Origin of the sequence: Enterococcus ureilyticus, assembly GCF_001730315.1 — a bacterium.
Taxonomy (GTDB): domain Bacteria; phylum Bacillota; class Bacilli; order Lactobacillales; family Enterococcaceae; genus Enterococcus_L; species Enterococcus_L ureilyticus.
Map to the genome: position 1 here is coordinate 126,123 of NZ_MIKC01000039.1, position 24,858 is coordinate 150,980.

At 35.3% G+C, this 24,858-nt stretch carries 18 protein-coding genes, 2 pseudogenes and 1 CRISPR repeat array; of the genes and pseudogenes, 17 read left to right on the top strand and 3 right to left on the bottom strand.

What is annotated here, in order from left to right; all coding sequences use genetic code 11:
- The first annotated feature begins 15 nt into the window (after window positions 1-15).
- From rplJ to BCR24_RS13280, 4 genes are all read left to right on the top strand, one after another.
- Complete coding sequence (rplJ, locus tag BCR24_RS13265; protein WP_069640996.1) at window positions 16-516, top strand: 50S ribosomal protein L10; 501 nt, start codon at window positions 16-18, stop codon at window positions 514-516.
- A 62-nt stretch (window positions 517-578) separates the two neighbouring features.
- The gene (gene rplL, locus BCR24_RS13270) at window positions 579-944 is read left to right on the top strand and encodes a 50S ribosomal protein L7/L12 (RefSeq protein ID WP_025872833.1); all 366 of its coding nucleotides are present in this window, start codon (window positions 579-581) and stop codon (window positions 942-944) included.
- 153 nt (window positions 945-1,097) lie between these two features.
- Window positions 1,098-1,361 (top strand): hypothetical protein, encoded by a 264-nt coding sequence (locus tag BCR24_RS13275; RefSeq protein WP_069640997.1) that lies wholly within the window; start codon window positions 1,098-1,100, stop codon window positions 1,359-1,361.
- Between the two features lie 213 nt (window positions 1,362-1,574).
- Window positions 1,575-1,817: a GlsB/YeaQ/YmgE family stress response membrane protein gene (locus BCR24_RS13280; RefSeq protein WP_010765775.1), complete on the top strand. Its 243-nt coding sequence runs from the start codon at window positions 1,575-1,577 to the stop codon at window positions 1,815-1,817.
- A gap of 75 nt (window positions 1,818-1,892) precedes the next feature.
- Here BCR24_RS13280 and BCR24_RS13285 read toward each other — a convergent pair whose 3' ends face one another.
- Window positions 1,893-3,791: a BglG family transcription antiterminator gene (locus BCR24_RS13285; protein ID WP_069640998.1), complete on the bottom strand. Its 1,899-nt coding sequence runs from the start codon at window positions 3,789-3,791 to the stop codon at window positions 1,893-1,895.
- Window positions 3,792-4,006: 215 nt separating this feature from the next.
- Between BCR24_RS13285 and BCR24_RS13290 the strand changes: the two genes are divergently transcribed.
- From BCR24_RS13290 to BCR24_RS13305, 4 genes are read left to right on the top strand one after another with little or no spacing between them, the layout of a single operon-like run.
- Window positions 4,007-4,327 carry a PTS sugar transporter subunit IIB gene (locus tag BCR24_RS13290; RefSeq protein ID WP_069640999.1) on the top strand — a complete coding sequence of 107 codons (321 nt, stop codon included), beginning with the start codon at window positions 4,007-4,009 and terminating at the stop codon, window positions 4,325-4,327.
- Between the two features lie 20 nt (window positions 4,328-4,347).
- Window positions 4,348-5,601 (top strand): PTS sugar transporter subunit IIC, encoded by a 1,254-nt coding sequence (locus tag BCR24_RS13295; RefSeq protein WP_069641000.1) that lies wholly within the window; start codon window positions 4,348-4,350, stop codon window positions 5,599-5,601.
- 4 nt (window positions 5,602-5,605) lie between these two features.
- The gene (locus BCR24_RS13300; protein ID WP_069641001.1) at window positions 5,606-5,947 is read left to right on the top strand and encodes a PTS lactose/cellobiose transporter subunit IIA; all 342 of its coding nucleotides are present in this window, start codon (window positions 5,606-5,608) and stop codon (window positions 5,945-5,947) included.
- Between the two features lie 17 nt (window positions 5,948-5,964).
- Window positions 5,965-7,389, top strand: a complete 1,425-nt coding sequence (locus tag BCR24_RS13305) for a glycoside hydrolase family 1 protein (RefSeq protein WP_069641002.1) — start codon at window positions 5,965-5,967, stop codon at window positions 7,387-7,389.
- A gap of 70 nt (window positions 7,390-7,459) precedes the next feature.
- Here the strand turns inward: BCR24_RS13305 and rlmD are convergent, their stop codons facing one another.
- Window positions 7,460-8,830, bottom strand: coding sequence for a 23S rRNA (uracil(1939)-C(5))-methyltransferase RlmD (gene rlmD / locus BCR24_RS13310; RefSeq protein WP_069641003.1), 1,371 nt, complete (start codon window positions 8,828-8,830; stop codon window positions 7,460-7,462).
- A gap of 163 nt (window positions 8,831-8,993) precedes the next feature.
- Between rlmD and recX the strand changes: the two genes are divergently transcribed.
- The 6 genes and pseudogenes from recX to BCR24_RS17450 all read left to right on the top strand — a co-directional run bounded on the left by recX (window position 8,994) and on the right by BCR24_RS17450 (window position 19,026).
- Window positions 8,994-9,794: a recombination regulator RecX gene (recX, locus tag BCR24_RS13315; RefSeq protein ID WP_069641004.1), complete on the top strand. Its 801-nt coding sequence runs from the start codon at window positions 8,994-8,996 to the stop codon at window positions 9,792-9,794.
- Entirely contained in the window at window positions 9,784-10,959 is a 1,176-nt protein-coding gene (mutY, locus tag BCR24_RS13320; protein WP_069641005.1) for an A/G-specific adenine glycosylase, read from the top strand. Before recX ends, mutY begins: the two co-directional genes overlap by 11 nt.
- A gap of 164 nt (window positions 10,960-11,123) precedes the next feature.
- Window positions 11,124-13,723: direct repeats of the CRISPR family, unit length 33 nt; unit sequence GTCTAGCTCTGTTTAGAGCTAGTGGATTGAAAT.
- Between the two features lie 273 nt (window positions 13,724-13,996).
- Window positions 13,997-14,530: a biofilm phosphatase Bph gene (gene bph, locus BCR24_RS13325; protein ID WP_010773241.1), complete on the top strand. Its 534-nt coding sequence runs from the start codon at window positions 13,997-13,999 to the stop codon at window positions 14,528-14,530.
- A 1,064-nt stretch (window positions 14,531-15,594) separates the two neighbouring features.
- Window positions 15,595-16,803 (top strand): annotated as a pseudogene (locus BCR24_RS17440) (SpaA isopeptide-forming pilin-related protein); the annotation flags it as partial.
- Window positions 16,804-16,896: 93 nt separating this feature from the next.
- Window positions 16,897-17,100, top strand: a pseudogene (locus BCR24_RS17445) (Cna B-type domain-containing protein); the annotation flags it as partial.
- A 45-nt stretch (window positions 17,101-17,145) separates the two neighbouring features.
- Window positions 17,146-19,026, top strand: coding sequence for a Cna B-type domain-containing protein (locus BCR24_RS17450; protein WP_446682035.1), 1,881 nt, complete (start codon window positions 17,146-17,148; stop codon window positions 19,024-19,026).
- Window positions 19,027-19,256: 230 nt separating this feature from the next.
- On the opposite strand, the gene BCR24_RS13335 is transcribed toward BCR24_RS17450, so the two are convergent.
- Window positions 19,257-19,691 carry a GNAT family N-acetyltransferase gene (locus tag BCR24_RS13335; protein WP_069641007.1) on the bottom strand — a complete coding sequence of 145 codons (435 nt, stop codon included), beginning with the start codon at window positions 19,689-19,691 and terminating at the stop codon, window positions 19,257-19,259.
- A 395-nt stretch (window positions 19,692-20,086) separates the two neighbouring features.
- Between BCR24_RS13335 and BCR24_RS13340 the strand changes: the two genes are divergently transcribed.
- The 3 genes from BCR24_RS13340 (at window position 20,087) to BCR24_RS13350 (ending at window position 24,723) form a co-directional block, all read left to right on the top strand.
- Window positions 20,087-21,223, top strand: coding sequence for an AI-2E family transporter (locus BCR24_RS13340; RefSeq protein WP_069641008.1), 1,137 nt, complete (start codon window positions 20,087-20,089; stop codon window positions 21,221-21,223).
- A gap of 166 nt (window positions 21,224-21,389) precedes the next feature.
- Window positions 21,390-22,766, top strand: a complete 1,377-nt coding sequence (locus BCR24_RS13345) for a hemolysin family protein (RefSeq protein WP_069641009.1) — start codon at window positions 21,390-21,392, stop codon at window positions 22,764-22,766.
- Window positions 22,767-23,145: 379 nt separating this feature from the next.
- A complete protein-coding gene (locus tag BCR24_RS13350; RefSeq protein WP_069641010.1) occupies window positions 23,146-24,723 on the top strand; it encodes a peptide chain release factor 3 in 1,578 nt (525 codons plus the stop codon).
- Window positions 24,724-24,858 lie beyond the last annotated feature (135 nt).

Genomic DNA, 24,858 nt, shown 5'->3' on the forward strand with positions numbered 1-24,858 from the left:
AGGAGGTGAAAATAAATGAGTGAAGCAGCAATCGCTAAAAAAGAAACCCTAGTCGAAGAAGCAACAGCTAAATTCCAAGCAGCAGCTTCTGTAGTCATCGTTGACTACCGTGGTTTAACTGTAGAAGAAGTGACGAACTTACGTAAACAATTGCGTGATGCAAATGTTGAAATGAAAGTTATCAAAAACTCTATTCTTTCACGTGCAGCCAAAAAAGCTGGACTAGAAGGTTTAGATGAAGTATTTACAGGCCCTACAGCAGTCGCTTTCAGTAACGACGATGTAGTAGCACCTGCTAAAATCATCGACGAATTTGCAAGTACTGCCAAAGCATTGGAAATTAAAGGTGGCGTTATTGAAGGTAAAGTATCTTCAGTAGAAGAAATGACATCTTTAGCAAAACTTCCAAGTCGCGATGGACTACTTTCTATGCTATTATCTGTATTACAAGCGCCAGTCAGACAAGTGGCTTACGCTGTCAAAGCAGTGGCAGAAAAAGAAGACGAAGTTGCATAATTGCAGCCTAGTAACAAACTAAACTAAAAAAATAATGAATTATTAAAACGGAGGAAACCATAATGGCATTGAACATTGAAAACATTGTTGCAGAATTAGAAGGCGCAACTATTTTAGAATTAAACGATTTAGTAAAAGCTATTGAAGAAAAATTTGACGTATCTGCAGCAGCTCCTGTAGCAGCAGCAGCAGGACCAGCAGCAGCTGGCGAAGAACAAACTGAATTCACTGTAGAATTAACTGCAGCTGGAGACCAAAAAGTTAAAGTTATCAAAGCAGTTCGTGAAGCAACTGGCCTTGGCTTGAAAGAAGCTAAAGCAGTAGTTGATGGCGCTCCTGCACCAGTTAAAGAAGGCGTTTCTAAAGATGAAGCAGAAGCTTTAAAAGCTGCTTTAGAAGAAGTTGGCGCTTCAGTAACAGTAAAATAATCTTTTTAAGATTAAATTTCAAGCTAGAATCCATTTGGACTCTAGCTTTTTTATTGCCATAAAATTTAAAAGCATATCAATCGAATTTTTTGTGCTATGCGTTTAAAATTATACATATATAGTAATCGATCATGATATGAAGGAGCAATGACAATGGAAAGAGAAATCAGCGTTGCTGTAACATGTAAGAAATGTGGAAAAGAAGAGTTAGGGAAATTCTTATTAAATACAAGAACTGATAAATCAAATCAGCAAAGAGTCAATATTCCCTTAGGTGAATTAAAGCTTTCAGAACATGAAATTGAATTGATTTGCGAGGATACCATAGTTGGAGAGGAAATAAACCTGCACTATGTATGTGAGAATTGCCAAACTAAAAATCATGTGGTTATCCTAGTGACAGAAGAAATGAGATAAAAATGAAAATTAAATAATATAAAATAGACTTTATAAGCATTTATTTCGCATGAAAACAAATAATCTGTTAGCATAATCAAGTAATCATTATTACATTTATTCTATTTAGCTTTACGAGCTTACGGCTTGTGAAAAATAGAAAATTCGCACACTTTTTTATTCTTCAGTTGGAGTCAATAAGCTTGTTCAGCATCAAATCAAGGAGGTTACATTATGCATTGGTTATGGGTTTTAATCGTAGGTGGTGTTATCGGCGCAATCGCTGGTGCAATCACAAGTAAAGGAAAATCAATGGGTTGGATCTTCAATATTATTGCAGGTCTTGTCGGCTCATCGATCGGTCAATCACTTTTAGGAAGTTGGGGACCGCAAGTTGCTGGAATGGCACTATTTCCTTCAATTATCGGCGCTGTAATTTTAGTCGCAGTAGTATCATTTTTTGTTGGTAAAAATTAATATCTTAAAAAAAAGAGCTTGGAGAGCTAAATCTCCAAGCTCTTTTTTGCTAGATTAGACTTATAAGTCACAATTTCATGTAAATAATTCCTCAATAAATCCTTCATAATGTGTAACATTCAAAAGCCTATTCAATTTTGCTCGATTTGAAAAAGTATCAATCATAAAATCAAATAATTGCCGAAATTTTTTCATGTCTTTTTGATTCATAACAATCATAATAATAACCTGAACATCTTGATTTTCCCATTTTATAGGTCGATCATTTAAGACAATAGCAATGCCTGTTTTCTTCGCGCTCATTTCAATAGCATGAGGCAGAGCCACCGAGTTGTTAAAGGAAGTCGCTGACATTTTTTCACGATCTTTGATCAATTCAATAAAATGAGGATCAATATAATCTGCTTCAACTAGCTGTCTGCCTAAATGCTCAATGTATAAACTAGGTGAATTCAAATAAATATTTCGTTTAAAGTGTTCAGGTGTTAGATAAGTTTGAACGCTTTCCTTTAAAGTTTTTACTAGTTTTTCTTGCTTAACGACTTGGATCACTTTTTGAATCTTTTCAATATCTTTGACTGATAAAAATGGAGAAATCTGAATCATATGGTCGAAATCTTTCATTTCAATCGTGGATAAAACAAGATCAGCTTGTTCCATTTCGGCTAAACTTTCACTATTCAATTGATAAAAGCTTCCTGAAATATTCAAGTTAGATTTGAATGTATCACCAATTTTATAAATCAAACGTTTATGCATGTCATAATATTCAGGCGTATAGATCACGCAATTTAATTTATTTTCTGTTTCAAATTTTTCCTCAAAATATGAACCAATATGTAACGCAATGAATGTAATTTCATCGTCTGAAATCGGAATATTAATTTGTTTTTGAATGTGCTTGGCAATAAAAACTGCGACTTCATAAATAAAGGGGTAGGATTGTTTGATTTCATCGGATAAAGGATTGTAGACTTGTTTCGCATTTTTAGCACGAGCAATCAAATTGGAAACATGCAGGGCTAAATTTAATACTAATTCGTTCGATATATGGGTAATGAAATATTTTTCAGCAACAGTTTCCATCATAGTTGAAATAAATGTGTAGATTGAACTTCCCATATAATTTTTTAAAAAAGCATCATTTGATGGGGAAATTTTAGTCATTAGTAAGAGAGTTAAATTATTGATTTCATAGAGATCCATTTCCACGGCAAAAGACTGATCGATATCCTTTCCGATTTGAGTAGCTAGCTTGTATTCAATTTGATTTTTTGAGAATAATTCGGTTACAAGGCTCAATTCAGAACGCTGATGATGCAAGAGACGATTAATCGCAATTGCAATATGGAGCAATAAGCTATTGATCGCATAACCATTGATATAAAGGTGTTGACTACTTAATCGATCGATGACGATTTGTTGGATGGTTTCAATTGAGATATCTGGGAAGATCGTTTGAATATAATCTACAGATTGGAAGTTTTGTAAAGTTTCATCCTGAAGCATGTCACCGGTAAGTTTTCTGAAATTGGTTTCTTCTCCTTCTAGGCTTAGAGTATTTCCAGTCTTAACGATTTTTAATTCATACTTGGTCATTTTTTTGCGTAGTCGAAGAATATCTTTTTCAATCGTCGGAATACTGACAAATAAGGTATCAGCGACATCAAAATAATCAATATTTTTATGCTTAATCAATAAATTCATCAGGTGATTTATGCGATCTTTTGGTGTATTCAGTTCTTGTTTATTATGGGAAACGAAATCTTCGATGCGGGTATTACTGTCGATCTTATATCCTTGTCTAGAAGATTGGATTATTTCAAGTTTAGTATCTTGATTGATCCTAGCGACATAATTACGAATCGTTCTGGTCGATGTAGATAACGCTTTCGCTAGATCTTTTGCAGATAGCCAGTTATCTTCGCGCATCAATAACTTGATCAATCCAGTTTCTTTCTTATTTAAGGACACATTTTCCGCTCCTCTCCACTTTTTATAGCTTTTATTATTCGTTCTTTTGAAAAACAAAGCAAGTACATTTTTTTCCGCCAACCTAACAAGATGAGGAAAGAAACGTATTTGATAAAGGGCTCCAAAATATAGAAGATAAGAGTGTACTAAATGGGCGGGTAAATCAGATTTGATTGACTAACCTATAATGTTTTTTAATAGAGAGGAGAAGAAATATGAGTGAATTAAACGTACTATTAGTCTGTGGATCAGGTGCCAGTAGTGGTTTTATGGCCGCTAATATGCGCAAAGCCGCAAAAACGAAAAATTTGGACATGAGTATCGTAGCGAGAAGCGAATCTGAAATCGAAAATTATATTGAGGAGATCGATGCTTTAATGGTAGGGCCCCATCTGGAGTATATCCTTGACGAGATTGATGAAATCATTCATGGGTTTCCAGTAAAGGTCATTTTAATGAAAAAAGAGTATTATGCAACATTGGATGGAGATGCTGCCATCGACCATTTACTAAGCGAATTCAATGAAGCAGGATAAGGAAAAAAGGAGATGAAAAGATGAATAAGCTAATCTTTTGGTTGGAAAATAGCTTCTCACCCAAAATGAATAAAGTAAATAATAACCCTTGGATCGTTAGTATCAAAGACTCGATCATGCAGACCTTGCCGTTTATTTTCTTAGGTTCAATTTTTTCGATGTTAGCGATTTCAAATGAATATTTTCCCGCATTACCAAGTTTTTGGGTACCGTTCGGTTGGACTATGGGGAAGATTTCACTATTTGTTGCTTTCTTGATTCCGTTTAATTTAATGGAGAAAAAACGATTACGGAAGCAAAGGATCGTTGCTGGAATGAGCGGATTAGTCTTATTTTTGATGATTATTTCGCCTCAAATCGAAAAAGATAAAGTAATCGGATTTGGTCATGATGCATTAGGTGCTGGTGGAATGTTTGTTGCGATTGTAGCAGGCTTGATTGCAGGTTTTGTTCTTGTTACATTAGGAAAATTTTCTTTCTTCAAAGAAGAATCAGTTATTCCTGACTTTGTAAGAGCTTGGTTTGATTCAATGCTGCCGATTGGTCTGATTATTATTTTTGGCTGGGTTGTTGTGTTGATCATGAAAGTGGACTTATACAATATTGTTTTAAGTATTTTTATGCCATTGTCTAGTTTTATGGAATCACCAGGCGGTTTTATCGGCATGATGTTCTTGATTTGTTTTCTCTATTCAATGGGCATTTCGACTTGGGTTTTGACGCCAGTGGTTCAGCCAGTCTTATTAAAAGCGATTGCTGAAAATATTGCCCTTGTCCAAAATGGCACAGCTTCTGTAGAAACGCTGAACTTGGTGACGAGTAGTACGTTATATTCTGCGTATCTTTGGATTGGTGGGATTGGTTGTACTATGCCGCTTGTATTGATGATGATGCGGGCACGTTCCAAGAAAATCAGTGCTTTAGGTAAAGCCTGTATCGTGCCGTCGATTTTTAATATCAATGAACCTGTGATTTTTGGTGCTGTTGCTTGGAATCCTTTATTAATGATTCCGATGTGGTTGCAAGGAATTATTTTACCTGCTGTAATTTATATTTTTACGAAGGTAATCCCATTCGCTCCAATTCCAAAAGTTCAGTTTGAGTTGTGGTACTGTCCGTTTCCATTTGCTACTTGGTTTACAACAGGAACCATTACTGGCATTCTTTTGATGCTCATTATTTTTGCGCTGTCGACTGCTATTTGGTATCCATTTTTCAAAGCCTATGATGACCAAGAAACAAAAGCAGAAAACCAACTATTGAAGGAGGCTTAATGATATGGATGATTTATTGGCACAAAACGCAATGAAAATTATTTTATTTGCAGGAGATGCCAGAGTTAATTGTAAAAATGCACTTACGGCAACTGAAAAAAATGATTTTGAAAAAGCTACAGCAGAAATGAAAGCGGCGAAGAAAAATATCACAGAAGCACACAAAGTTCAAACAGAAGCCATTCAAAATGAGATGGGCGAAGACTCAAAATCAAAGCCCCACTCATTACTATTCACTCACGCACAAGATACGTTGATGACGATCTATAGCGAAATAAATATTGCGAATCATTTAATTAAAATAGCCAAACAACTAGATGAACGTTTAAAAAATATAGAAAAATAAGAAAAGAGGGCAAGTAAATGTATCAAGTACCAAATGGGTTTCCAAAGGATTTTTTATGGGGCGGAGCAGTTGCCGCTAATCAGTGTGAAGGGGCATTTGAATATGAAGGGAAAGGTACAAGCATTGCGGACATCAATGAGTTCCGAGCTGATCTGCCTCTAGAAAAGAGAGCGAATGCGGAGATTTCTACTGATTACATTGAAGAAGCGCTAAATAGTAAAACAGGAGTATTTCCAAAAAGATGGGGCATTAATTTTAAAGAAACATATCCAGCAGATTTAAAATTATTAGGAGATATGGGCTTAAAACTTTTTAGAACATCCATCGACTGGTCGCGAATCTTCCCAAATGGAGATGAGCTTGAACCAAACGAAGCAGGATTGCTATTTTATGATAAATTGATCGATGAAGTCATCGCAAACGGCATGGAACCGATGATCACGCTCTCTCATTATGAGATGCCACTAAATTTGACTTTGAAGTATAAAGGGTGGTATTCAAGAGAAGTCGTTGATTTCTTTGTTCATTATTGCAAGGTTCTTTTTGACCGTTATCAAGGTAAAGTCAACTATTGGATCGTGATCAACCAAATCAATTTGATCGGACATGAATCATTCAATCATTTAGGTATTGCAGAAGATAAAGTGGATAATCTGCAAGAAGCAAAGTATCAAGGAGTTCATCATATGATGATAGCATCGGCCTTAGCAACAGAGTATGCTCATCAAGTAGATGAACAGTATAGAATAGTGATGATGCTTTGCGGTGGTCCAGAATATGCAGCAACGTGCAAACCTGAAGATGTATTAGCAACCCTGAAAATCAATCAGATGGAGTATTTTTTTGCTGACGTATTACTAAGAGGGTATTATCCAGGTTATGCATTTCGTTATTTCGAAGAACATGATATTAAGTTGGAATTTGCAAGAGACGATGAGGAAATTTTGAAAAATACAGCTGATTATCTGTCATTCTCTTACTATTACACACGAATTTGTGATGCTGGGCACACGGAACCTTATCGGAATAAATCATTACCCGCAAATCCTTGGGGCTGGACGATCGATCCGTTGGGGCTACGAACATTATTGAATTCATTTTATGATCGCTACCAATGCCCAATTTATATTACGGAAAATGGGATTGGTTGTTATGATCGCTTGGAAGAGGATGGAACTGTGCATGATGATTATCGTATTGATTATTATAAGGCTCATATTGAGCAAATGAAAGAGGCAATCAAAGATGGTGTGGACCTAAGAGGTTATTGTGCTTGGGGACCAATCGATATTATCAGTTGTTCTTCATCTGAGATGAGCAAGCGCTATGGTTTTATTTATGTTGATCAAGACGATTATGGTCAAGGGAGTCAAAAACGATATCTAAAAGATAGTTATCATTGGATGAAGCAGGTTATTGCAAGCAATGGTGAAGATTTATAACAATTTTTTTGTATAAAAAGAACCCAGTAACTAGGATGGAAACTAGCTGCTGGATTCTTTTGCTTTAGTATCATCTTTTGGTCAATTTCACGACGACTTCACATCGCGCAGTTTGGGGAAACATATCGACTGATTGTAAGTATTGAACATCAAATACTTTCGCTAAATCAACTAAATCTTTTGCCAACGTTGATACATTGCAAGAGATGTACACCATCTTTTTCGGTGGCTGTTTTAAGATTGCTTTCAGTAGTTTTTGATCCAATCCGGTTCTAGGAGGATCAACAATGATAGCATCGGGTTTAAAACCGCTTTGAATCCATTTAGGCAACAGTTCTTCTGCCGTTCCTACTTCGTAATGCGTATTACTTACACCTAAGCGTTCCGCATTATTTTTAGCATCCTCGATTGCAGCAGGGATGATGTCCATGCCACGAACTTCTTTCGCTTGTTTGGCAATACTTAAACCAATTGTACCGACACCACAATAAGCATCAACGACAGTTTCATTTGGTTGTATATCTAAGGCCTTTAAAGCTTCGCTATATAAAACTTCTGTTTGTTCTGGATTCAGCTGAAAGAAGGCTCTAGGCGACAAATCGAAGGTGACTTCATTGATTTGCTCTTCAATGCTTTCTTTGCCCCATACATGGATCGTTTCATCCCCCATAACGATGGAGGTTCGTTTGTTTTGAACGTTTTGCATGATGGAAACCACTTCGGGTAATTGTTGTGTGATTTCGTCAACTAAGGCTTTTTTTTGCGGAAATTTTACAGATTGGGTAATAAAAACAACTTGGACTTCATTTGTCTTTACGCCAACACGAACCATTAGTGTTCGAAAGATCCCACTATTTTTTCGTTCGTTGTAAATAGGTAGCTGATATTTGTTTAGCAGTTCAACTAAAGCATTCATGACTTTTGTTGTGGCTGGTTGTTGAACAAGGCAGTCATCAATCGGCACTAAACGATGAGAGTCCGCTTGATATAGACCTGCTTCAACCTCGCCATCGATTTTACGTAATTGAAATTGGGCTTTATTCCGATAATTCCAAGGATTTTTCATCCCAATTGTTTTAAGTAATGAATAGTTCTCGAAGTTTCTTGGTCTGAATTTATTCAACGATTGCTTTAATAAGTCTTTTTTAAAGAGTAGCTGAGCAGGATAAGCAAGATGCTGCAGTTGACAGCCGCCACATGCTTCATAAACTGGGCATGGTGGAATAACTCGTTCTGGTGCTGCTTTGACAATTTTTTTCAATTGACCTTCCAGAAAACGAGGGGAAACTTTTGTGATTTCGACTGAAATATCTTCTTTTGGTAAAGCACCAGGCACAAAAACAATCGTTTTTTTATAATAACCGATGCCTTCACCATTGATCCCTAGGCGTTTTATTTTTAAAGGAATCGTTTGTCCTTCTTTTAATTGTTGTGTGGTCATAATTCCATCCTTTTGATCCGTAGATTTATAAATATGCTGGGACTTGTTCAAATGTTGTCCCACTGTTTTGTCATTTCTTATTTTAGCACAATTTGGTTGGTTTAGCTTCTGCTAAATATATGTTATAGTAGAATATATGTTCTCACTAGAAAGGCGGAGAGAGATGGAAACAATCACAAAAATCACTAAAGACAAAGGACAGTTTTATCTTATCTGGCTCTCTTCAGGAGAAAAACTGCGTGTGTCTGAGGATACGTTAGTTCGCCAACGCTTGTTAAAAGGACAAGAAGTAACGACAGCTGAAATCGAGCAAATTAAAAAATCGGGTTCATATGATGTTGGCTTACAGATGTCATTGAATTATCTAAGCTATCAATTACGTTCAAAAAAAGAAATTTTAGATTATTTGAAAGAAAAAGAAATTCTACCCGAAGATCGCAAAACAATCGTGATCCGCTTAGAAGAAATGAACCTTTTGGATGATAAAATTTTTAGTGAAAGCTATGTTCGAACACTGATGCGGACAAGTGATAAAGGGCCCAAGATGATCGAACAACAACTAAAACGAAAAGGCTTGAATGATGAAGACATTCAACATGGGTTAACTTTTTATACAATGGATGATCAAGTAGAAGTAGCAAAAGCAACGGCTGAAAAAGCGATGAGACGGTATCGGACGAAAAGTTTCAAAGAGGCTGTCCAAAAAGTTCAAATGCACTTGATGCAAAAAGGCTTTAATAGAGAAGTGATCGATTTAGCTCTTGATGAGTTATCGTTTGAAAAAGATGAAGAACAAGAATTAGATGTGATCAAAAAAGAGGGTGATAAGCTATGGGAGAAACACCGTAAGCTAGATCCTTATAAACGCTTGATGAAAGTCAAACAAGGACTATTCCAAAAACGATTTGACTCAGATTTGATTCAGCAATATTTTGACGAAAAGGAATTAGAGGATGAAGAATGAAAAATATTGGGAGACTTGGAGTGAAGCACAGCTTCAAGCTTTTCAAGAAGAGTTTCTTGCTTGGTATGAAAAAGAGAAACGAAATTTACCCTGGCGTGTTAATCTAGATCCCTACCGTATCTGGATTTCAGAAATCATGCTACAACAAACTCGTGTTGATACGGTGATCGATTATTACTATCGTTTTATGGAGTGGTTTCCGACAATCAAGGATTTGGCTGAAGCGCCAGATGATAAGTTATTAAAAGCGTGGGAAGGTTTAGGCTATTATTCTAGAGCAAGAAATTTAAAAGTTGCCGCGCAGCAGATCATGACAGAATTTGATGGTCAGATGCCAGAAACAATTGAAGAAATTCGTCAATTAAAAGGGATTGGTCCATACACGGCAGGTGCAATCGGAAGCATCGCTTTTCATATTCCTGAACCTGCGATTGATGGTAATGTGATGCGGGTTGTCAGCCGTTTGTTTGAAATCAGTGATGACATTGCCAAGCCTAGTAGTCGTAAGGTTTTTGAAGCAGCAATGTATAAAATCATCGATCAACATCGTCCTGGAGACTTTAATCAAGCGATGATGGATCTTGGTTCTTCGATTTGTACACCAACATCTCCAAAATGTGAAGAGTGTCCGATTCAATCATATTGTTTAAGTTATAAGAACAATACAATGACGAATTATCCAGTCAAATCTAAAAAGTTAAAACCTAAAGATGTTTACTATATTGGTGGCATCATTGAAAATAAACAGCAGGAATTTTTATTACAGCAACGTAATGCCAAAGGGCTGTTAGCAAATATGTGGCTATTTCCGATAGAAGAAGTCAGCAAAGAACGTTTTGAATTTCTGCAAAAAACTGGTGTGAAAGAAGAAAAGCAATTATCACTTGATTTTGAGGAATCATTGTTAGTTGCGGAAGAAAATCCAGAAATTTTTGACCAATACTCTCATGTAGTTTGGCAAAAACGAGTATTAGGAGAAGTAACACATATTTTCAGCCATTTAAAATGGCATATTTTAGTTTTCTATGGACGAAAAATAGGAGAAACTATTACTGATGAAAATCAAGCTTGGGCAACAAAAGACGAATTTTCAAATTATGTTTTTCCAAAACCACAACAAAAAATGGTAGAACTATATAAAGAAGAATTTGGAACTACAGAATAATTTTTGGTGCGAACCCCAAGTGGACATAAAATCTCTAGGGGATCCGCACCAAAATTTTACTGATTTTAGTTAAGAAATAGACTTTTTCTCATTTTAATTTAATGTTATACTGTGTTTAGTGATGGAATAGTGGAAATATGTCATGTATTTCAACTATTTTCACGGTCTAGCTCTGTTTAGAGCTAGTGGATTGAAATCATATTGGGACACTTGCGTTATCGTCGTTTGGGGTCTAGCTCTGTTTAGAGCTAGTGGATTGAAATAAATAAGCAAAGCATTGAATTTATCAGTACACGAAGTCTAGCTCTGTTTAGAGCTAGTGGATTGAAATATTTAATGAAGATACAGGAGAAACTACTAATGGTGGTCTAGCTCTGTTTAGAGCTAGTGGATTGAAATATTTAATGAAGATACAGGAGAAACTACTAATGGTGTCTAGCTCTGTTTAGAGCTAGTGGATTGAAATGATAAAATTGTTTCACCTGTAAATTTATATTGTGTCTAGCTCTGTTTAGAGCTAGTGGATTGAAATATAAGGAGAATAGTGGTTCCTTTCAAATACAACATGTCTAGCTCTGTTTAGAGCTAGTGGATTGAAATCGTATACATATAATTGTATAAAGTTTCCTCCTGCGTCTAGCTCTGTTTAGAGCTAGTGGATTGAAATGCCCCCATTACAGAACTATTATTATCGTTACTAACGTCTAGCTCTGTTTAGAGCTAGTGGATTGAAATAATCACCTTATTTCGTTATTTATTATATCTTGTGTCTAGCTCTGTTTAGAGCTAGTGGATTGAAATTCCTGTTTTAGGATTATCCCATGAATAATAAATGTCTAGCTCTGTTTAGAGCTAGTGGATTGAAATTAAAGACGAAAGTATTATAGTTAAAGGAAATGATAGTCTAGCTCTGTTTAGAGCTAGTGGATTGAAATAAACAGAACGGATGGAAAATCATTTAACTATATAGAGTCTAGCTCTGTTTAGAGCTAGTGGATTGAAATATTAGATATAAATTCATCATATCCTTATGTTATGAAGTCTAGCTCTGTTTAGAGCTAGTGGATTGAAATCATGTAAAAATAGACAGATTAACTGTTATAGCTTGGTCTAGCTCTGTTTAGAGCTAGTGGATTGAAATCCTAACATGCGCAAGCTGAACATCGGGGATCTGGGCGTCTAGCTCTGTTTAGAGCTAGTGGATTGAAATAAAGATAGCCAGCTTGTCGCATCGATGAGAGCGCAGGTCTAGCTCTGTTTAGAGCTAGTGGATTGAAATTTTTTCTATTTGAGCTTGTTCGCTCAACGTTTTGTCTAGCTCTGTTTAGAGCTAGTGGATTGAAATATTTACAGGGTATTATATTGTAATGTACGCAATGAGTCTAGCTCTGTTTAGAGCTAGTGGATTGAAATGATATAATCGTGTGCCGTTAAACCTAGTTTTTTGGCGTCTAGCTCTGTTTAGAGCTAGTGGATTGAAATTTGTGTGATTGTACTTCCTGCTAAAGCATAAATTGTCTAGCTCTGTTTAGAGCTAGTGGATTGAAATTGGAAATAGCGACATACAAAAATCTACAGAGATGTGTCTAGCTCTGTTTAGAGCTAGTGGATTGAAATACAGCAAACATATCCTTAAAATTATCAATACTAGTCTAGCTCTGTTTAGAGCTAGTGGATTGAAATAGATGCCTCAACGCTTTGTACAGTTCCCAGTTTTGGTCTAGCTCTGTTTAGAGCTAGTGGATTGAAATTTGAAAGTGCAAGCTAAAGCATTGACTGAACAAGTCTAGCTCTGTTTAGAGCTAGTGGATTGAAATCAGATAAATACAAGTCTAAAACGTTGCTATGTAAAAGTCTAGCTCTGTTTAGAGCTAGTGGATTGAAATCTTACGAGCGCCACCAGAATTATAGGATACTTTTTGTCTAGCTCTGTTTAGAGCTAGTGGATTGAAATAGAAATATTTATAGAAAAGTTACAATCTATACATTGTCTAGCTCTGTTTAGAGCTAGTGGATTGAAATAGATATTCTAAATTGCTTAATCATTTGGCGGTGGTCTAGCTCTGTTTAGAGCTAGTGGATTGAAATCTTGTGCATTATCATTTCTTGTCATAATCATAATGTCTAGCTCTGTTTAGAGCTAGTGGATTGAAATTGTACCCATTCAACAATTGGAGCTAAGTCTACTGTCTAGCTCTGTTTAGAGCTAGTGGATTGAAATTTGTTGAAACTCTTTTGACATAGGGAAAAACTCCTGTCTAGCTCTGTTTAGAGCTAGTGGATTGAAATTCATAAAAGCCCTGTTATTTAATCGTGTTACTCATGTCTAGCTCTGTTTAGAGCTAGTGGATTGAAATAACGCTTAACAATGATGATTTTACGTATATAAGGTCTAGCTCTGTTTAGAGCTAGTGGATTGAAATAGTACATAAAACATAGTGTTCCGCGTAAGGTACAATGTCTAGCTCTGTTTAGAGCTAGTGGATTGAAATAAAAAAATGATCGGTTATCTAAAAGAATTAAATATGTCTAGCTCTGTTTAAAGCTAGTGGATTGAAATTTTGATATTGAAACACTTATGTATAATAAAAGAAGTCTAGCTCTGTATAGAGCTAGTGGATTGAAATAATTCAGGTTCAAACGTGACAATCTCACAATCAAATGTCTAGCTCTGTTTAGAGCTAGTGGATTGAAATACGGATCAGTTAAGCAAAGTGAAAGCTGATATCGAGTCTAGCTCTGTTTAGAGCTAGTGGATTGAAATATTTGCTTAAGATAATCAATTTGGGCTGCAACGCTGTCTAGCTCTGTTTAGAGCTAGACCTTCTTAAAATCTATTCCAATGTCAGCCTCCAAAAACTAAAATCGAACGATTTATTTTAAAAGATAGTTCTCATTACTGTAAGAAACCAAACTACTTAGTATGCAAAGTTGAAAATTATGATATAATTATGTTGATATCGGTGTAATGAACACCCAAACGAGAAATTAGTAGCTTTTAGAAGCGATTTTTCGTACTAGGGAAAGTTGGGGGACTATGGCAATTCCAAAAGAAGGTGAATTTGTAACAATCCAAAGTTACAAACACGATGGACATTTGCATCGAACATGGCGAGATACTATGGTATTAAAAACGAGCGAGTATTCTTTAATCGGTGTCAACGATCATACATTGGTAACAGAGTCTGACGGGCGTCGTTGGGTTACTCGTGAACCAGCTATAGTTTATTTCCATAAAAAATACTGGTTCAACATAATAGCGATGATTAGAGAAAAGGGGGTTTCTTATTACTGCAATCTGGCGTCACCGTATCTTTTAGATGATGAAGCATTGAAGTACATTGATTATGATCTGGATATCAAAGTTTTTCCTGATGGTGAAAAACGGTTATTGGATGTGGACGAATACGAATTTCACAGTAAAATTATGGATTATCCAGAAGATATTGATTTTATTCTAAAAGAAAATGTTAAGACGTTAGTGGATTGGATTAATAACGAAAAAGGCCCATTCTCTGAAGCCTATGTAGATATCTGGTATCAGCGTTACCAAGAGCTATCAAAGAAATAGCCATTGTGAGATGTGAAGTCAAAAAAGAGCTTGGGACGTAAGTCCTAGATAAATCCAGATGTTAGTCAAATTGATTATCATCTGGATTTTTCTTATACAAAAATAGAACCTCTTGTTAAAATAAAAGGAACTACAAAAATAAACAAGCATGTTTTTTTAGTTAAAATTATATGATGAAGCACGTTTTTCTTCTTTAAAACGTTAGCTATCAGTTCGAAAAAGTAGGGCGATCATTCTGAATGAGCTTATTCAGATTTTTTCAGATTAGTGCTCTTTTACTTTTCACTATCAAGATATCTTTTTTTTCAAAAAATGATACTAAAGACGATTTTATCTATGTATATGCAACCTAATATTTCAATCAAAGAGCACTTCTTGCTAAATTCAAGTAAAAATGAATTTAGCAGTTTTTTTTTTGAAATCAATTAAAAATTCAGGATGAGAAATCAGTTTAATAAGCTGTAGTGATCATTTGATAAACTGCTTTAAAAAGGATATTTAGTTCTGAAAAATCGACTTGAAGAGATATGTTATAAGGACATTCTCAGTCGTTTTCTTAATTTGTTCGTAAAATATCTATTTTCAATTACATAAGTCTTATAATTTCTTCTTAACCTAACAGACAAATCTTCTATAAAATACGGCTCCATTTTGTAATCTTTGGAATGAAAAAATTAAAGGAATGTATCATATTAATATTATAAATATATTTAGTTAATTTAAAAAAACATTAAGTTTGTTTACTCTGAAGTGTTGAGAATTTTAATAACAATTGTTGTCAAGTATCATTTTAGACTGTTGTTATAAAAAACTAAATGAGTAAATTAACTTTTCCACAATTATTCTAGCGAAAAACTATAGTAGGAAAGAGGAGGATTAACAAAATGAGCAAAAAAAAATATGTACTTTCTACAATAAGCTTACTATCAATCTTATTATCCGTTACGTGTTATTTCTTTAATACATCAGCAATTTTTGCTAAGAGTGAATACAACGGAGACAAGTATGTGATAAATACGCAAATCACCGATAGTTCAAGTACCATTATTGGAAATAATGGTACTATGGAAATAAATGAAATTTATAACTTAGATTACGAGTGGCGTATTCCGGATAATACGTATAAAAATGGAGATATTTTAGAATTTTCTATTCCAAAAGAATTTAAAATTGTACAAAATTTTAAATTTAATTTGTATAAGGATGGAAATGAAGTGGCTCGCGTCACTATTTTAGGGAACGAAGATGCTGGATATTATATCAAGATGCAGTTTACTACGAATTATGTTGAAACGCATTCAGAAGTTTCTGGAACATTTAATTTGAGTTATGTATTAAATGAGAAATACATCCAAACAGATGGAGATAATACAATTGTTTTACCGGATAAAGAAATAGTGGTCCATGTACCTAAACCTGATGAAGGAACTCCTGGTGGGGGTACTGGTGTAGGAGCGGGAGATACAAACTGGAACAAAAAAGAAGGGGATGCTATTTTAGCGAATTTGCCAGAAAGTCCGAATGAGACAAGTACAGTGTTCAATTGGAATATTGGTTTGGGGAGAAATACGCTATTAGGCAAAGCAAGCTCTTTTGATGAAATTAAACATATTTATATTGAAGATACACCCTACGATCAAAAAATGGTTTCTTTCGGAGACATTTCACCAGGGTGGGCTGGTTCGTATGCTTTTGAAGGAGGATTTTTCACCTCTCTACCGTGGGAATATGGTGGTGTAAGTCAAGAAAAAATGGGATTGATGCGTGATCCACTGAATACATATTATTCTGGATTTAAAACAGATATTTTACCAACTGTTCAAAAATATGAAAAACTTGCACAAGACAACAATTCTGAATTTAAACAATATAAATTAGAATATTATACGACACCATTAAATGAAGTATTGGAAGACACAGAATTTACAAATGATGCGACTATTACCATTGTATATAATGATAATTCTGAAAAAGTTTGGAAATTATCTGAGTCTCAAATGTACAACGTGGCTGAGGGGACCATTACCGGGAAAACAGCAGGAGTTGAATTTCAAAAAGTTGATGGAACCACTAATCAGGGATTGGGCTCAGCAGTTTTTGATTTGTATAAAAAAAATATCACTGGGAATTATACTAAGGTAAAAAGTAACATCACCTCTGGTACAGATGGTAAAGTCAAAGTAGACAATTTAACAACCGGTGATTATTATTTTAGTGAAATACAGGCTCCGTCAGGATATGAACAATCAAAAGATAACTTATATTTTACCATTGAATCAAAAGATTTAATGGAACCAAACCAATCCATTACTTACAAAAATATTGGAGCATTTAAAAACGAACCAGAAATGACAAAAACAGCTATTTCGGTAAACAAAGTCTGGGACGACCAAAATAATCAGGATGGTAAAAGACCACAAAGTATCACTGTTCAATTGTATGGTAATAATATAGCTGTTGGTGATCCTGTTATATTAAATGACTCTAATCAGTGGAAGTATGAATGGGTTGACTTGGATGAAAAAGCTAATGGACAATTAGTTTCTTATACGGTTAAAGAAATATCTAATGTTTCAGGATACCAAGCAACTACAAAGGTAGATAAAGAGGGTACAATCGTTTTAACAAATGCACATACACCTGAGACGACAAAGGTTTCAGGCACAAAAACGTGGGATGACAAAAATAATCAAGATGGCAAACGACCGGAAAAAATAATCGTAAATCTATTAGCGGATGGCATAGAAATTGATCAAAAAACAGTAACTGCAGATAATAAATGGAACTACGAATTTACAAACTTACCAAAATATAAAGAGGGTAAATTGATTCACTATACAGTGACAGAAGACCATGTGCCAGATTATTCCACAGAGATCAATGGGACTTCGATAAAAAATAGTTATACTCCAGGACAAACTAGTGTAACAGTAACAAAAGCATGGGATGATGCAAATAACCAAGATGGTAAACGGCCAAATGGCATCATGGTTCAACTTTATGCTGATGGAAAAGCACTCGGAGCTCCTGTTCAATTGAATACTGCAAATCAATGGCAACATACTTGGGCAGAGCTAGATGAAAAAGCAAATGGAAAAGAAATCATTTATTCTGTGAAAGAATTAGATGTGATTGATGGCTATGATATGGCGGTGGATACAAGCGACATAGGAAATATCATCATAAAAAATACGCATGTACCAGAAAAAATAGTGATCACCGGAACAAAGACCTGGGAGGATAAAAATAATCAAGATGGCATTCGTCCTAAGGAAGTAACGGTAAACTTACTGGCTGATGGAGAAAAGGTAGCCGAAAAAGTGGTGACAGAAGCGGACAATTGGGAATATGCTTTTTCAGACCTCCCTAAATATAAAGAGGGGAAAGAAATACAGTATACTGTGACAGAGAATCATGTACCAGAATATTCTGTAGAAATCGACGGCACCAATTTGATCAATCATTATACACCGGGCCAAACTAGTGTAACTGTGACGAAAGCGTGGAATGATGCTGACAATCAAGATGGCAAACGACCAGAAAATATTACGGTTCAATTGTATGCCAATGAGAAGAAACAGGGAGAGCCTGTTAGCTTGAGCGACAAAAATTTATGGCAACACACATGGACAGAATTAGATGAAAAAGCCAATGGACAAGATATTATTTATTCTGTAAAAGAAACTTCAATAGATGAAGAGTATGGAATAACAATCGACAGTGAAGATCTTGGCAATGTCATCATTACAAACTCTCACGTACCCGAAACAATTGAGCTGACAGGTACAAAAACATGGGAAGATAAAGACAACCAAGACGGTAAACGTCCAGAGTCCATTACAGTTCTCTTATTGGCAAATGGGGTGCCAGTAAATGAGCAAGACGTAACCGCGGCAAACAATTGGCAATACACGTTTACGAACTTACCTAAGTATAATAATGGAAAAGAAATTATTTATACGGTAATGGAAAATCAAGTGCCTGAGTATTCAACTGAAATTGTCGGCATCGATTTAATAAACCGTTATACTCCTGGGAAAACAAGTGTAACAGTAAATAAAGCTTGGGACGATGCTGATGATCAGGCGAAAAAAAGACCAGAAAAAATTAGCGTTCAGCTATATGCGAATGGAGAAAAACACGGAGAAATTGTAACACTTTCTTCCGCAAATAACTGGCAGTATTCTTGGACGGAATTAGATGAAAAAGTAGCAGGAAAAGAAATTGACTACACAATCAAAGAAGTGGATATTCCTGAAGGGTATACTGCGACAATGAATGATGCGACCAAGCATGGAATCCTTTTGACTAATACGTATCAATCAGATCCTCCTACCCCAGATTCGCCAGAGAAAGAAATACCAACTAAACCGACGAAGAAGATTGGCACAATAATACCTTTATTAGGAGAAGTCACGACGATAGGGTCAATACTTTTTGGAATTGTAGTGCTGATGTTGGCTAGTGGGTTATATTTACGGAACAAACGCCGCTAAAATGAGATAGTCTAGTTACTCAATTGACGTGGGGCATACGTTCTAAAAGAAAATCCAGATACCAGTCAATTCGATTGGCATCTGGATTTTCTTATATTTAAAAGGTATACAAAAATCTAAGTTATTTCCTATATAGGTATTAATTTCAGTTAGAAAAATATTGAGTTTACCCTTTGTCAATGAATTGAAAATATACCTGAAGGATGTATCGATCCCAAGATTTTTCATAATTACAAAGATTTAGTCATTTGATAATGCTCGATATTCGCATCTAGGAACATGTCCCCTTCTTTGACATAACCCATACGTTCGTAAAAACCAAGCGCAGTTATTTGAGCGCCTAAAGTCATAGTATTATATCCTTGTTCTTTAGAGAACTGCTCAGCATTTTTTACGATCAACCGCCCGTAATCTTTCCCTCTGTAGCCTTTTTTGACAGCCATTCGTTGTAATTTTATAAGATTCTGTTCAAGGGGTAATAAACGGCAAGTTGCAATTGCTTCATTATCATCATCATATAAAACAAAATGAATACAAGCTGCTTCATATTTATCGAGTTCAATCTCACCAGGAACGCCTTGCTCCAACATAAAAACGTGACGGCGAATTTTCACTGCATCTAAATAGATAGTACTCATAGTATCTCTAGTGTGGACGATTTTCATATAGCACCTCAATTATAATTATTTTATTTATTATACATCAAATAAGCAGACAGTAGAACATTACTAAAAATGAAAGGTTATTTTTTTTATGGCGTAAGCAGTTTGCAGTATAAATAAAAAATTCGAAAGGTCATGTTTACAAGGATTACAGATGAAATCGTATAAAAAATCAAAGACGTAATCGGTAAAGGGAACTTAGAAAAAGCCAAATATTATTTTGAAGAGCATAAAAATAATCTTCTGTAAATTTGATTCAATACTTTAAATAAAAATAGGTACAAAGAAGTATTGCTATGTTATTTAGGAGAGGTTATGCTAAAATCTATTAAGGAGCAATTATTATTTCATGAATAAAATAAAAAAGCACAATTTTTAATGTTAAGGGAGGATCTTCTTTGTTTGAAAAATTAAGACAGTCAAAATTATTTTTTTGGTCAGCAGAATTACTAGTAATTGCAACGTTGATTTTTGTCTCAAGTAAAATCAATTTTGTATTTGCACCAATCGGAACATTTTTCTCAACCTTATTTGCACCAGTATTAGTAGCAGGATTTTTGTATTATATATTAAATCCAATTGTCAATTTACTAATGAAAACGAAAATGAAAAGAATTTTTGCAGTTCTTCTTGTTTTATTGATATTAGTAGTAGCTATTGTGTTGATACTAGTCAGTGTGATTCCTAAGTTAGCTTCTCAGCTTGCTAGTTTAGCTTCAAGTATGCCGACTGTTTTCAGTAATGTAGAAGCTTGGGTCTACCGAATGGCTGAGCTACCATTATTTAAAGAGGTTGATTTAACAAGTTATATAGAGAAATTGGATATATCATATGGAACGATTATTCAACAGTTTTTAAGTGGCTTATCAAATAGCTTAGGTTCAGTTGTGTCCACAGTGGCTTCGACGACGATCGTTATTTTCACAGCACCGTTTATTTTATTTTATATGTTAAAAGATGGGGACCGATTAGTACCATCGATCGAGCGTTTTTTACCTGAAAAACGCCAAGAAAGCATCGCTGATTTGTTAAACAAAATCAACAAAACATTGGCAAATTATATTAGCGGGCAAGCGATTGAATGTTTATTCGTCGGTACTTTTACTGCAATTGGTTATTCTTTGATTGGCGTTCGTTATGCCTTTTTATTCGGTGTAATTGCAGGGTTCACCAATCTGATCCCGTATCTTGGTCCTTATTTAGGACTGGCGCCAGCTGTTTTTGTAACTGTTTTTGATGAACCGATCAAAGCCGTATTTTGTTGTGTTGTTGTTTTAATTGTCCAACAAATCGATGGCAATATCATTTATCCGAATGTAATTGGAAAATCTTTACAGATCCATCCATTAACGATCATCATTGTTTTACTAGTTGCTGGAAACATCGCAGGACTATTGGGCATTTTCTTAGGCGTTCCATTTTATGCGATTGTAAAAACCGTAGTGATTCATGTAATGGGAATGATTCGGGAAAGCAGAAGTGAAAAAATTGTATTGTCTGGTGAAGGAAATGAGATAACAATGAAAGAAAAATGACATCGATTATTGAAATTAATCGATGTTTGTGATACGATTTTAGCGTGACTACTTATAGTGGTCACGTTTTTTATCAAATGGATTAGTAAACAGTTTATTACTAAATGAAATTGGAAAACGAAATACAACGTTTTTCGAATAATTTTAAGAGGAGAGAGTGCACATTATGAATGCTGACCCCGAGAGTCAGTCGCTTATCGCGCAAATTTTATTATTGATCGTTTTAACATTGATCAATGCGTTTCTTGCTGCAGCGGAGATAGCAGTAGTTTCAGTCAACAAGAATCGTATCGAACAAAAAGCAGAAGAAGGAGACGCGAAAGCGAAGAAGTTATTAAAGATTCTACAAGATCCTACGAGCTTTTTATCAACGATTCAAGTCGGTATCACGTTAGTTAATATCTTGTCTGGAGCATCTTTAGCTGATACTTTATCAGCAAGATTGGCACCTGTTCTTGGTGGCGGAGCTGCTGCAAAAAGCATAGCAAATATTATTATTTTAGCTATGTTGACCTATGTTTCCATTGTTTTTGGTGAATTATATCCAAAACGAATCGCCATGAACAAATCAGAAGAAGTAGCGCAAGCAACTTCTGGATTCGTGCGAGTATTAGGCGTAATTGCTCGACCATTTGTGTGGTTGTTATCTGCTTCAACAGACTTACTTTCAAAAATTACACCAATGACATTTGATGATGCTGATTCAAAAATGACACGTGACGAAATGCGTTATATGTTGGAATCAGAAGGTGTTTTAGATAATGATGAATTAGAAATGCTTCAAGGTGTCTTCTCATTAGATACGAAAGTTGCTCGTGAAGTTATGGTTCCACGAACCGATGCTTTTATGATCAATATTGAAGATGATATTCAAGAGAATATTAATGCTATTTTATCCGAAAACTATTCGAGAATCCCAGTTTATAACGAAGACAAAGATAAAATTATCGGTGTTCTTCATACTAAAAATTTATTAAAAGCAGCCCATAAATTAGGCTTTGACAAAATTGAATTAAAAAATATTATCCAAGAACCATTATTTGTTCCAGAAACGATTTTTATTGATGATTTATTATATGAACTAAAACGAACTCAAAATCAGATGGCGATCCTATTGGATGAATATGGTGGTGTCGTTGGTTTGGCTACGTTAGAAGATTTATTAGAAGAAATTGTTGGAGAAATCGATGATGAGACGGATGAAGTAGAGAACTTGTATGATAAGCTCAGTGAGCATGAGTATTTAGTTCAAGGTAGAATGCTGATTGATGAATTCAACGAAGCATTTGGCACAGATTTGCACATGAGTGATGTCGATACAATGGCAGGTTATCTGATAACCGCTTTAGGTACGATTCCTGATGAAGGGGAGAAATTGTCATTTGATGTTGGCAACATTACACTGACTTCTGAAGAAATGGAAGGAACGAGAGTTTTAGCATTAAAAGTTGTTTTCCATGACGAAGAAATCGTTGATGAAGAACCTGAAGAATACCGTCGTTTTTTCCGTAAAGAAATGGAAGATGACGAGCCAAGAAGATAAACCAAAAGAAGGAACAGAAGTAGTGAAAGCTACTCATGTTCCTTCTTTTATTTAACTCACTGTAAACTGTTATATAGGAAAAATCAACGTAAGAGAACGTTTCAATGATTTTATGAACGGATAAATAATCAAAAGCGAATATTAAGGCTTTATTACATCTAGTTAGGAGTGAGACTTAAATTCGTTGCGTGTTCATTTAGTCTCTGCAATTTTTTTAGAAACTTAGTTAAAGACTTTGAAAACTAGGGTAATTCCATGATATACTACATTAGTTGAAGAATAAAGAGCAGGGAGAATTTTCCAATGTAAATAACTTTTAGATAAACTAGGATAAATAAATGAAGTCTTTTCAAGAAAAAATGATAGATTGGAGCAACGAATGAATAATCCGCATTTAAAAGAACAAGTAGATAGCCGCCGCACGTTTGCCATTATTTCCCATCCGGATGCTGGTAAAACAACGATTACAGAACAGCTTTTACTATTTGGAGGCGCAATCCGCCAAGCTGGAACTGTAAAAGGAAAGAAAACAGGAAATTTTGCGAAATCTGACTGGATGGAAATCGAAAAACAAAGAGGAATTTCTGTAACCAGTTCAGTGATGCAATTTGACTATGATGGGAAACGCGTAAACATCTTGGACACACCTGGACACGAGGATTTTTCAGAAGACACGTACCGGACTTTGATGGCTGTGGATAGCGCTGTTATGGTAATCGATAGTGCCAAAGGGATCGAAGCCCAAACCAAAAAATTATTTCAAGTTGTAAAGAAACGTGGGATTCCAATTTTTACGTTTATCAATAAATTAGATAGAGATGGTCGAGAACCGTTAGAGTTACTTGAAGAATTAGAAGAGTTGCTAGATATTGAATCATATCCAATGAATTGGCCGATTGGTATGGGAAAAGGGTTGGAAGGATTATATGATATCTACAATAAGCGTGTAGAAGTTTACCGTCCCGAAACCAATAATGGCGAACGTTTCATTCCATTAGTGGATGGTGACATTCCAAGTGATTTGCCATTGCATAAGGATAGTGTTTACCAACAAGTATTAGAAGAAGTTGAATTGTTAGTTGAAGCAGGTGACGAGTTTGATACGGAGAAAATTGCTCGCGGTTATCAAACACCAGTCTTCTTTGGTTCAGCATTAACTAACTTTGGAGTCCAAACAATGTTGGAAACTTTCTTGCAATTTGCACCATCACCATATGGACATAAGACAGAAGAAGGACAAGAAGTCAGCCCTTATGAAGAAGAATTTTCAGGCTTTGTATTTAAAATCCAAGCAAATATGAATCCAGCTCACCGAGATCGTATTGCTTTTGTTCGTATCTGTTCAGGAACCTTTGAGCGTGGCATGGACGTTACACTTGGAAGAACCGGTAAAAAAATCAAGTTAAGTAATGTAACACAATTTATGGCTGATGCTAGAGAAAATGTCGAAGAAGCTGTAGCTGGTGATATTATCGGGATCTATGATACAGGGAATTATCAAATTGGAGACACGTTATTTGAAGGGAAATTAAAAGTTCAGTACGAAGAATTACCCTCATTTACACCAGAGTTGTTTATGAAAGTCAGTGCCAAAAATGTGATGAAACAAAAATCATTCCATAAAGGCATTTATCAGTTGGTTCAAGAAGGTGCGATCCAGTTATATAAAACGTATTTAACGGAAGAGTATATCATTGGGGCCGTTGGGCAATTACAATTTGAAGTGTTCCAACATCGTATGCTGAATGAATATAATGCTGAAGTGATCATGACTCCAATGGGTTCAAAAATAGCTCGATGGATCGATCCAGCCGATCTTGATGAACGAATGAGCTCTAGTCGGAATATCTTAGCTAGAGATCGCTTTGATCAGCCGCTGTTCTTATTTGAAAATCAATTTGCTATGCGTTGGTTTGCAGATAAGTATCCTGATGTTGAATTGAAGAGTTTGATGTAGGGTGACCAATAGGAAACGACAATGGTTTTGAGTTGTTGCTAAAACTATTGATTATTAAATGAAGTTATAAAAAAAGTGATTCTTTGTCAACTAATGTTGGTGAAGAAAATCCAAAGAATTAAATCAATGACGAAG

What these genes read in the sequence shown, in the direction of transcription:
- rplJ (WP_069640996.1), top strand. Translation starts at nt 16, where the DNA reads ATGAGTGAAGCAGCAATCGCTAAAAAAGAAACCCTAGTCGAAGAAGCA.
- BCR24_RS13280 (WP_010765775.1), top strand. Translation starts at nt 1,575, where the DNA reads ATGCATTGGTTATGGGTTTTAATCGTAGGTGGTGTTATCGGCGCAATC.
- BCR24_RS13275 (WP_069640997.1), top strand. Translation starts at nt 1,098, where the DNA reads ATGGAAAGAGAAATCAGCGTTGCTGTAACATGTAAGAAATGTGGAAAA.
- BCR24_RS13305 (WP_069641002.1), top strand. Translation starts at nt 5,965, where the DNA reads ATGTATCAAGTACCAAATGGGTTTCCAAAGGATTTTTTATGGGGCGGA.
- rplL (WP_025872833.1), top strand. Translation starts at nt 579, where the DNA reads ATGGCATTGAACATTGAAAACATTGTTGCAGAATTAGAAGGCGCAACT.
- rlmD (WP_069641003.1), bottom strand. Translation starts at nt 8,830, where the DNA reads ATGACCACACAACAATTAAAAGAAGGACAAACGATTCCTTTAAAAATA.
- BCR24_RS13350 (WP_069641010.1), top strand. Translation starts at nt 23,146, where the DNA reads ATGAATAATCCGCATTTAAAAGAACAAGTAGATAGCCGCCGCACGTTT.
- BCR24_RS13295 (WP_069641000.1), top strand. Translation starts at nt 4,348, where the DNA reads ATGAATAAGCTAATCTTTTGGTTGGAAAATAGCTTCTCACCCAAAATG.
- BCR24_RS13335 (WP_069641007.1), bottom strand. Translation starts at nt 19,691, where the DNA reads ATGAAAATCGTCCACACTAGAGATACTATGAGTACTATCTATTTAGAT.
- bph (WP_010773241.1), top strand. Translation starts at nt 13,997, where the DNA reads ATGGCAATTCCAAAAGAAGGTGAATTTGTAACAATCCAAAGTTACAAA.
- BCR24_RS13290 (WP_069640999.1), top strand. Translation starts at nt 4,007, where the DNA reads ATGAGTGAATTAAACGTACTATTAGTCTGTGGATCAGGTGCCAGTAGT.
- BCR24_RS13300 (WP_069641001.1), top strand. Translation starts at nt 5,606, where the DNA reads ATGGATGATTTATTGGCACAAAACGCAATGAAAATTATTTTATTTGCA.
- recX (WP_069641004.1), top strand. Translation starts at nt 8,994, where the DNA reads ATGGAAACAATCACAAAAATCACTAAAGACAAAGGACAGTTTTATCTT.
- mutY (WP_069641005.1), top strand. Translation starts at nt 9,784, where the DNA reads ATGAAGAATGAAAAATATTGGGAGACTTGGAGTGAAGCACAGCTTCAA.
- BCR24_RS13345 (WP_069641009.1), top strand. Translation starts at nt 21,390, where the DNA reads ATGAATGCTGACCCCGAGAGTCAGTCGCTTATCGCGCAAATTTTATTA.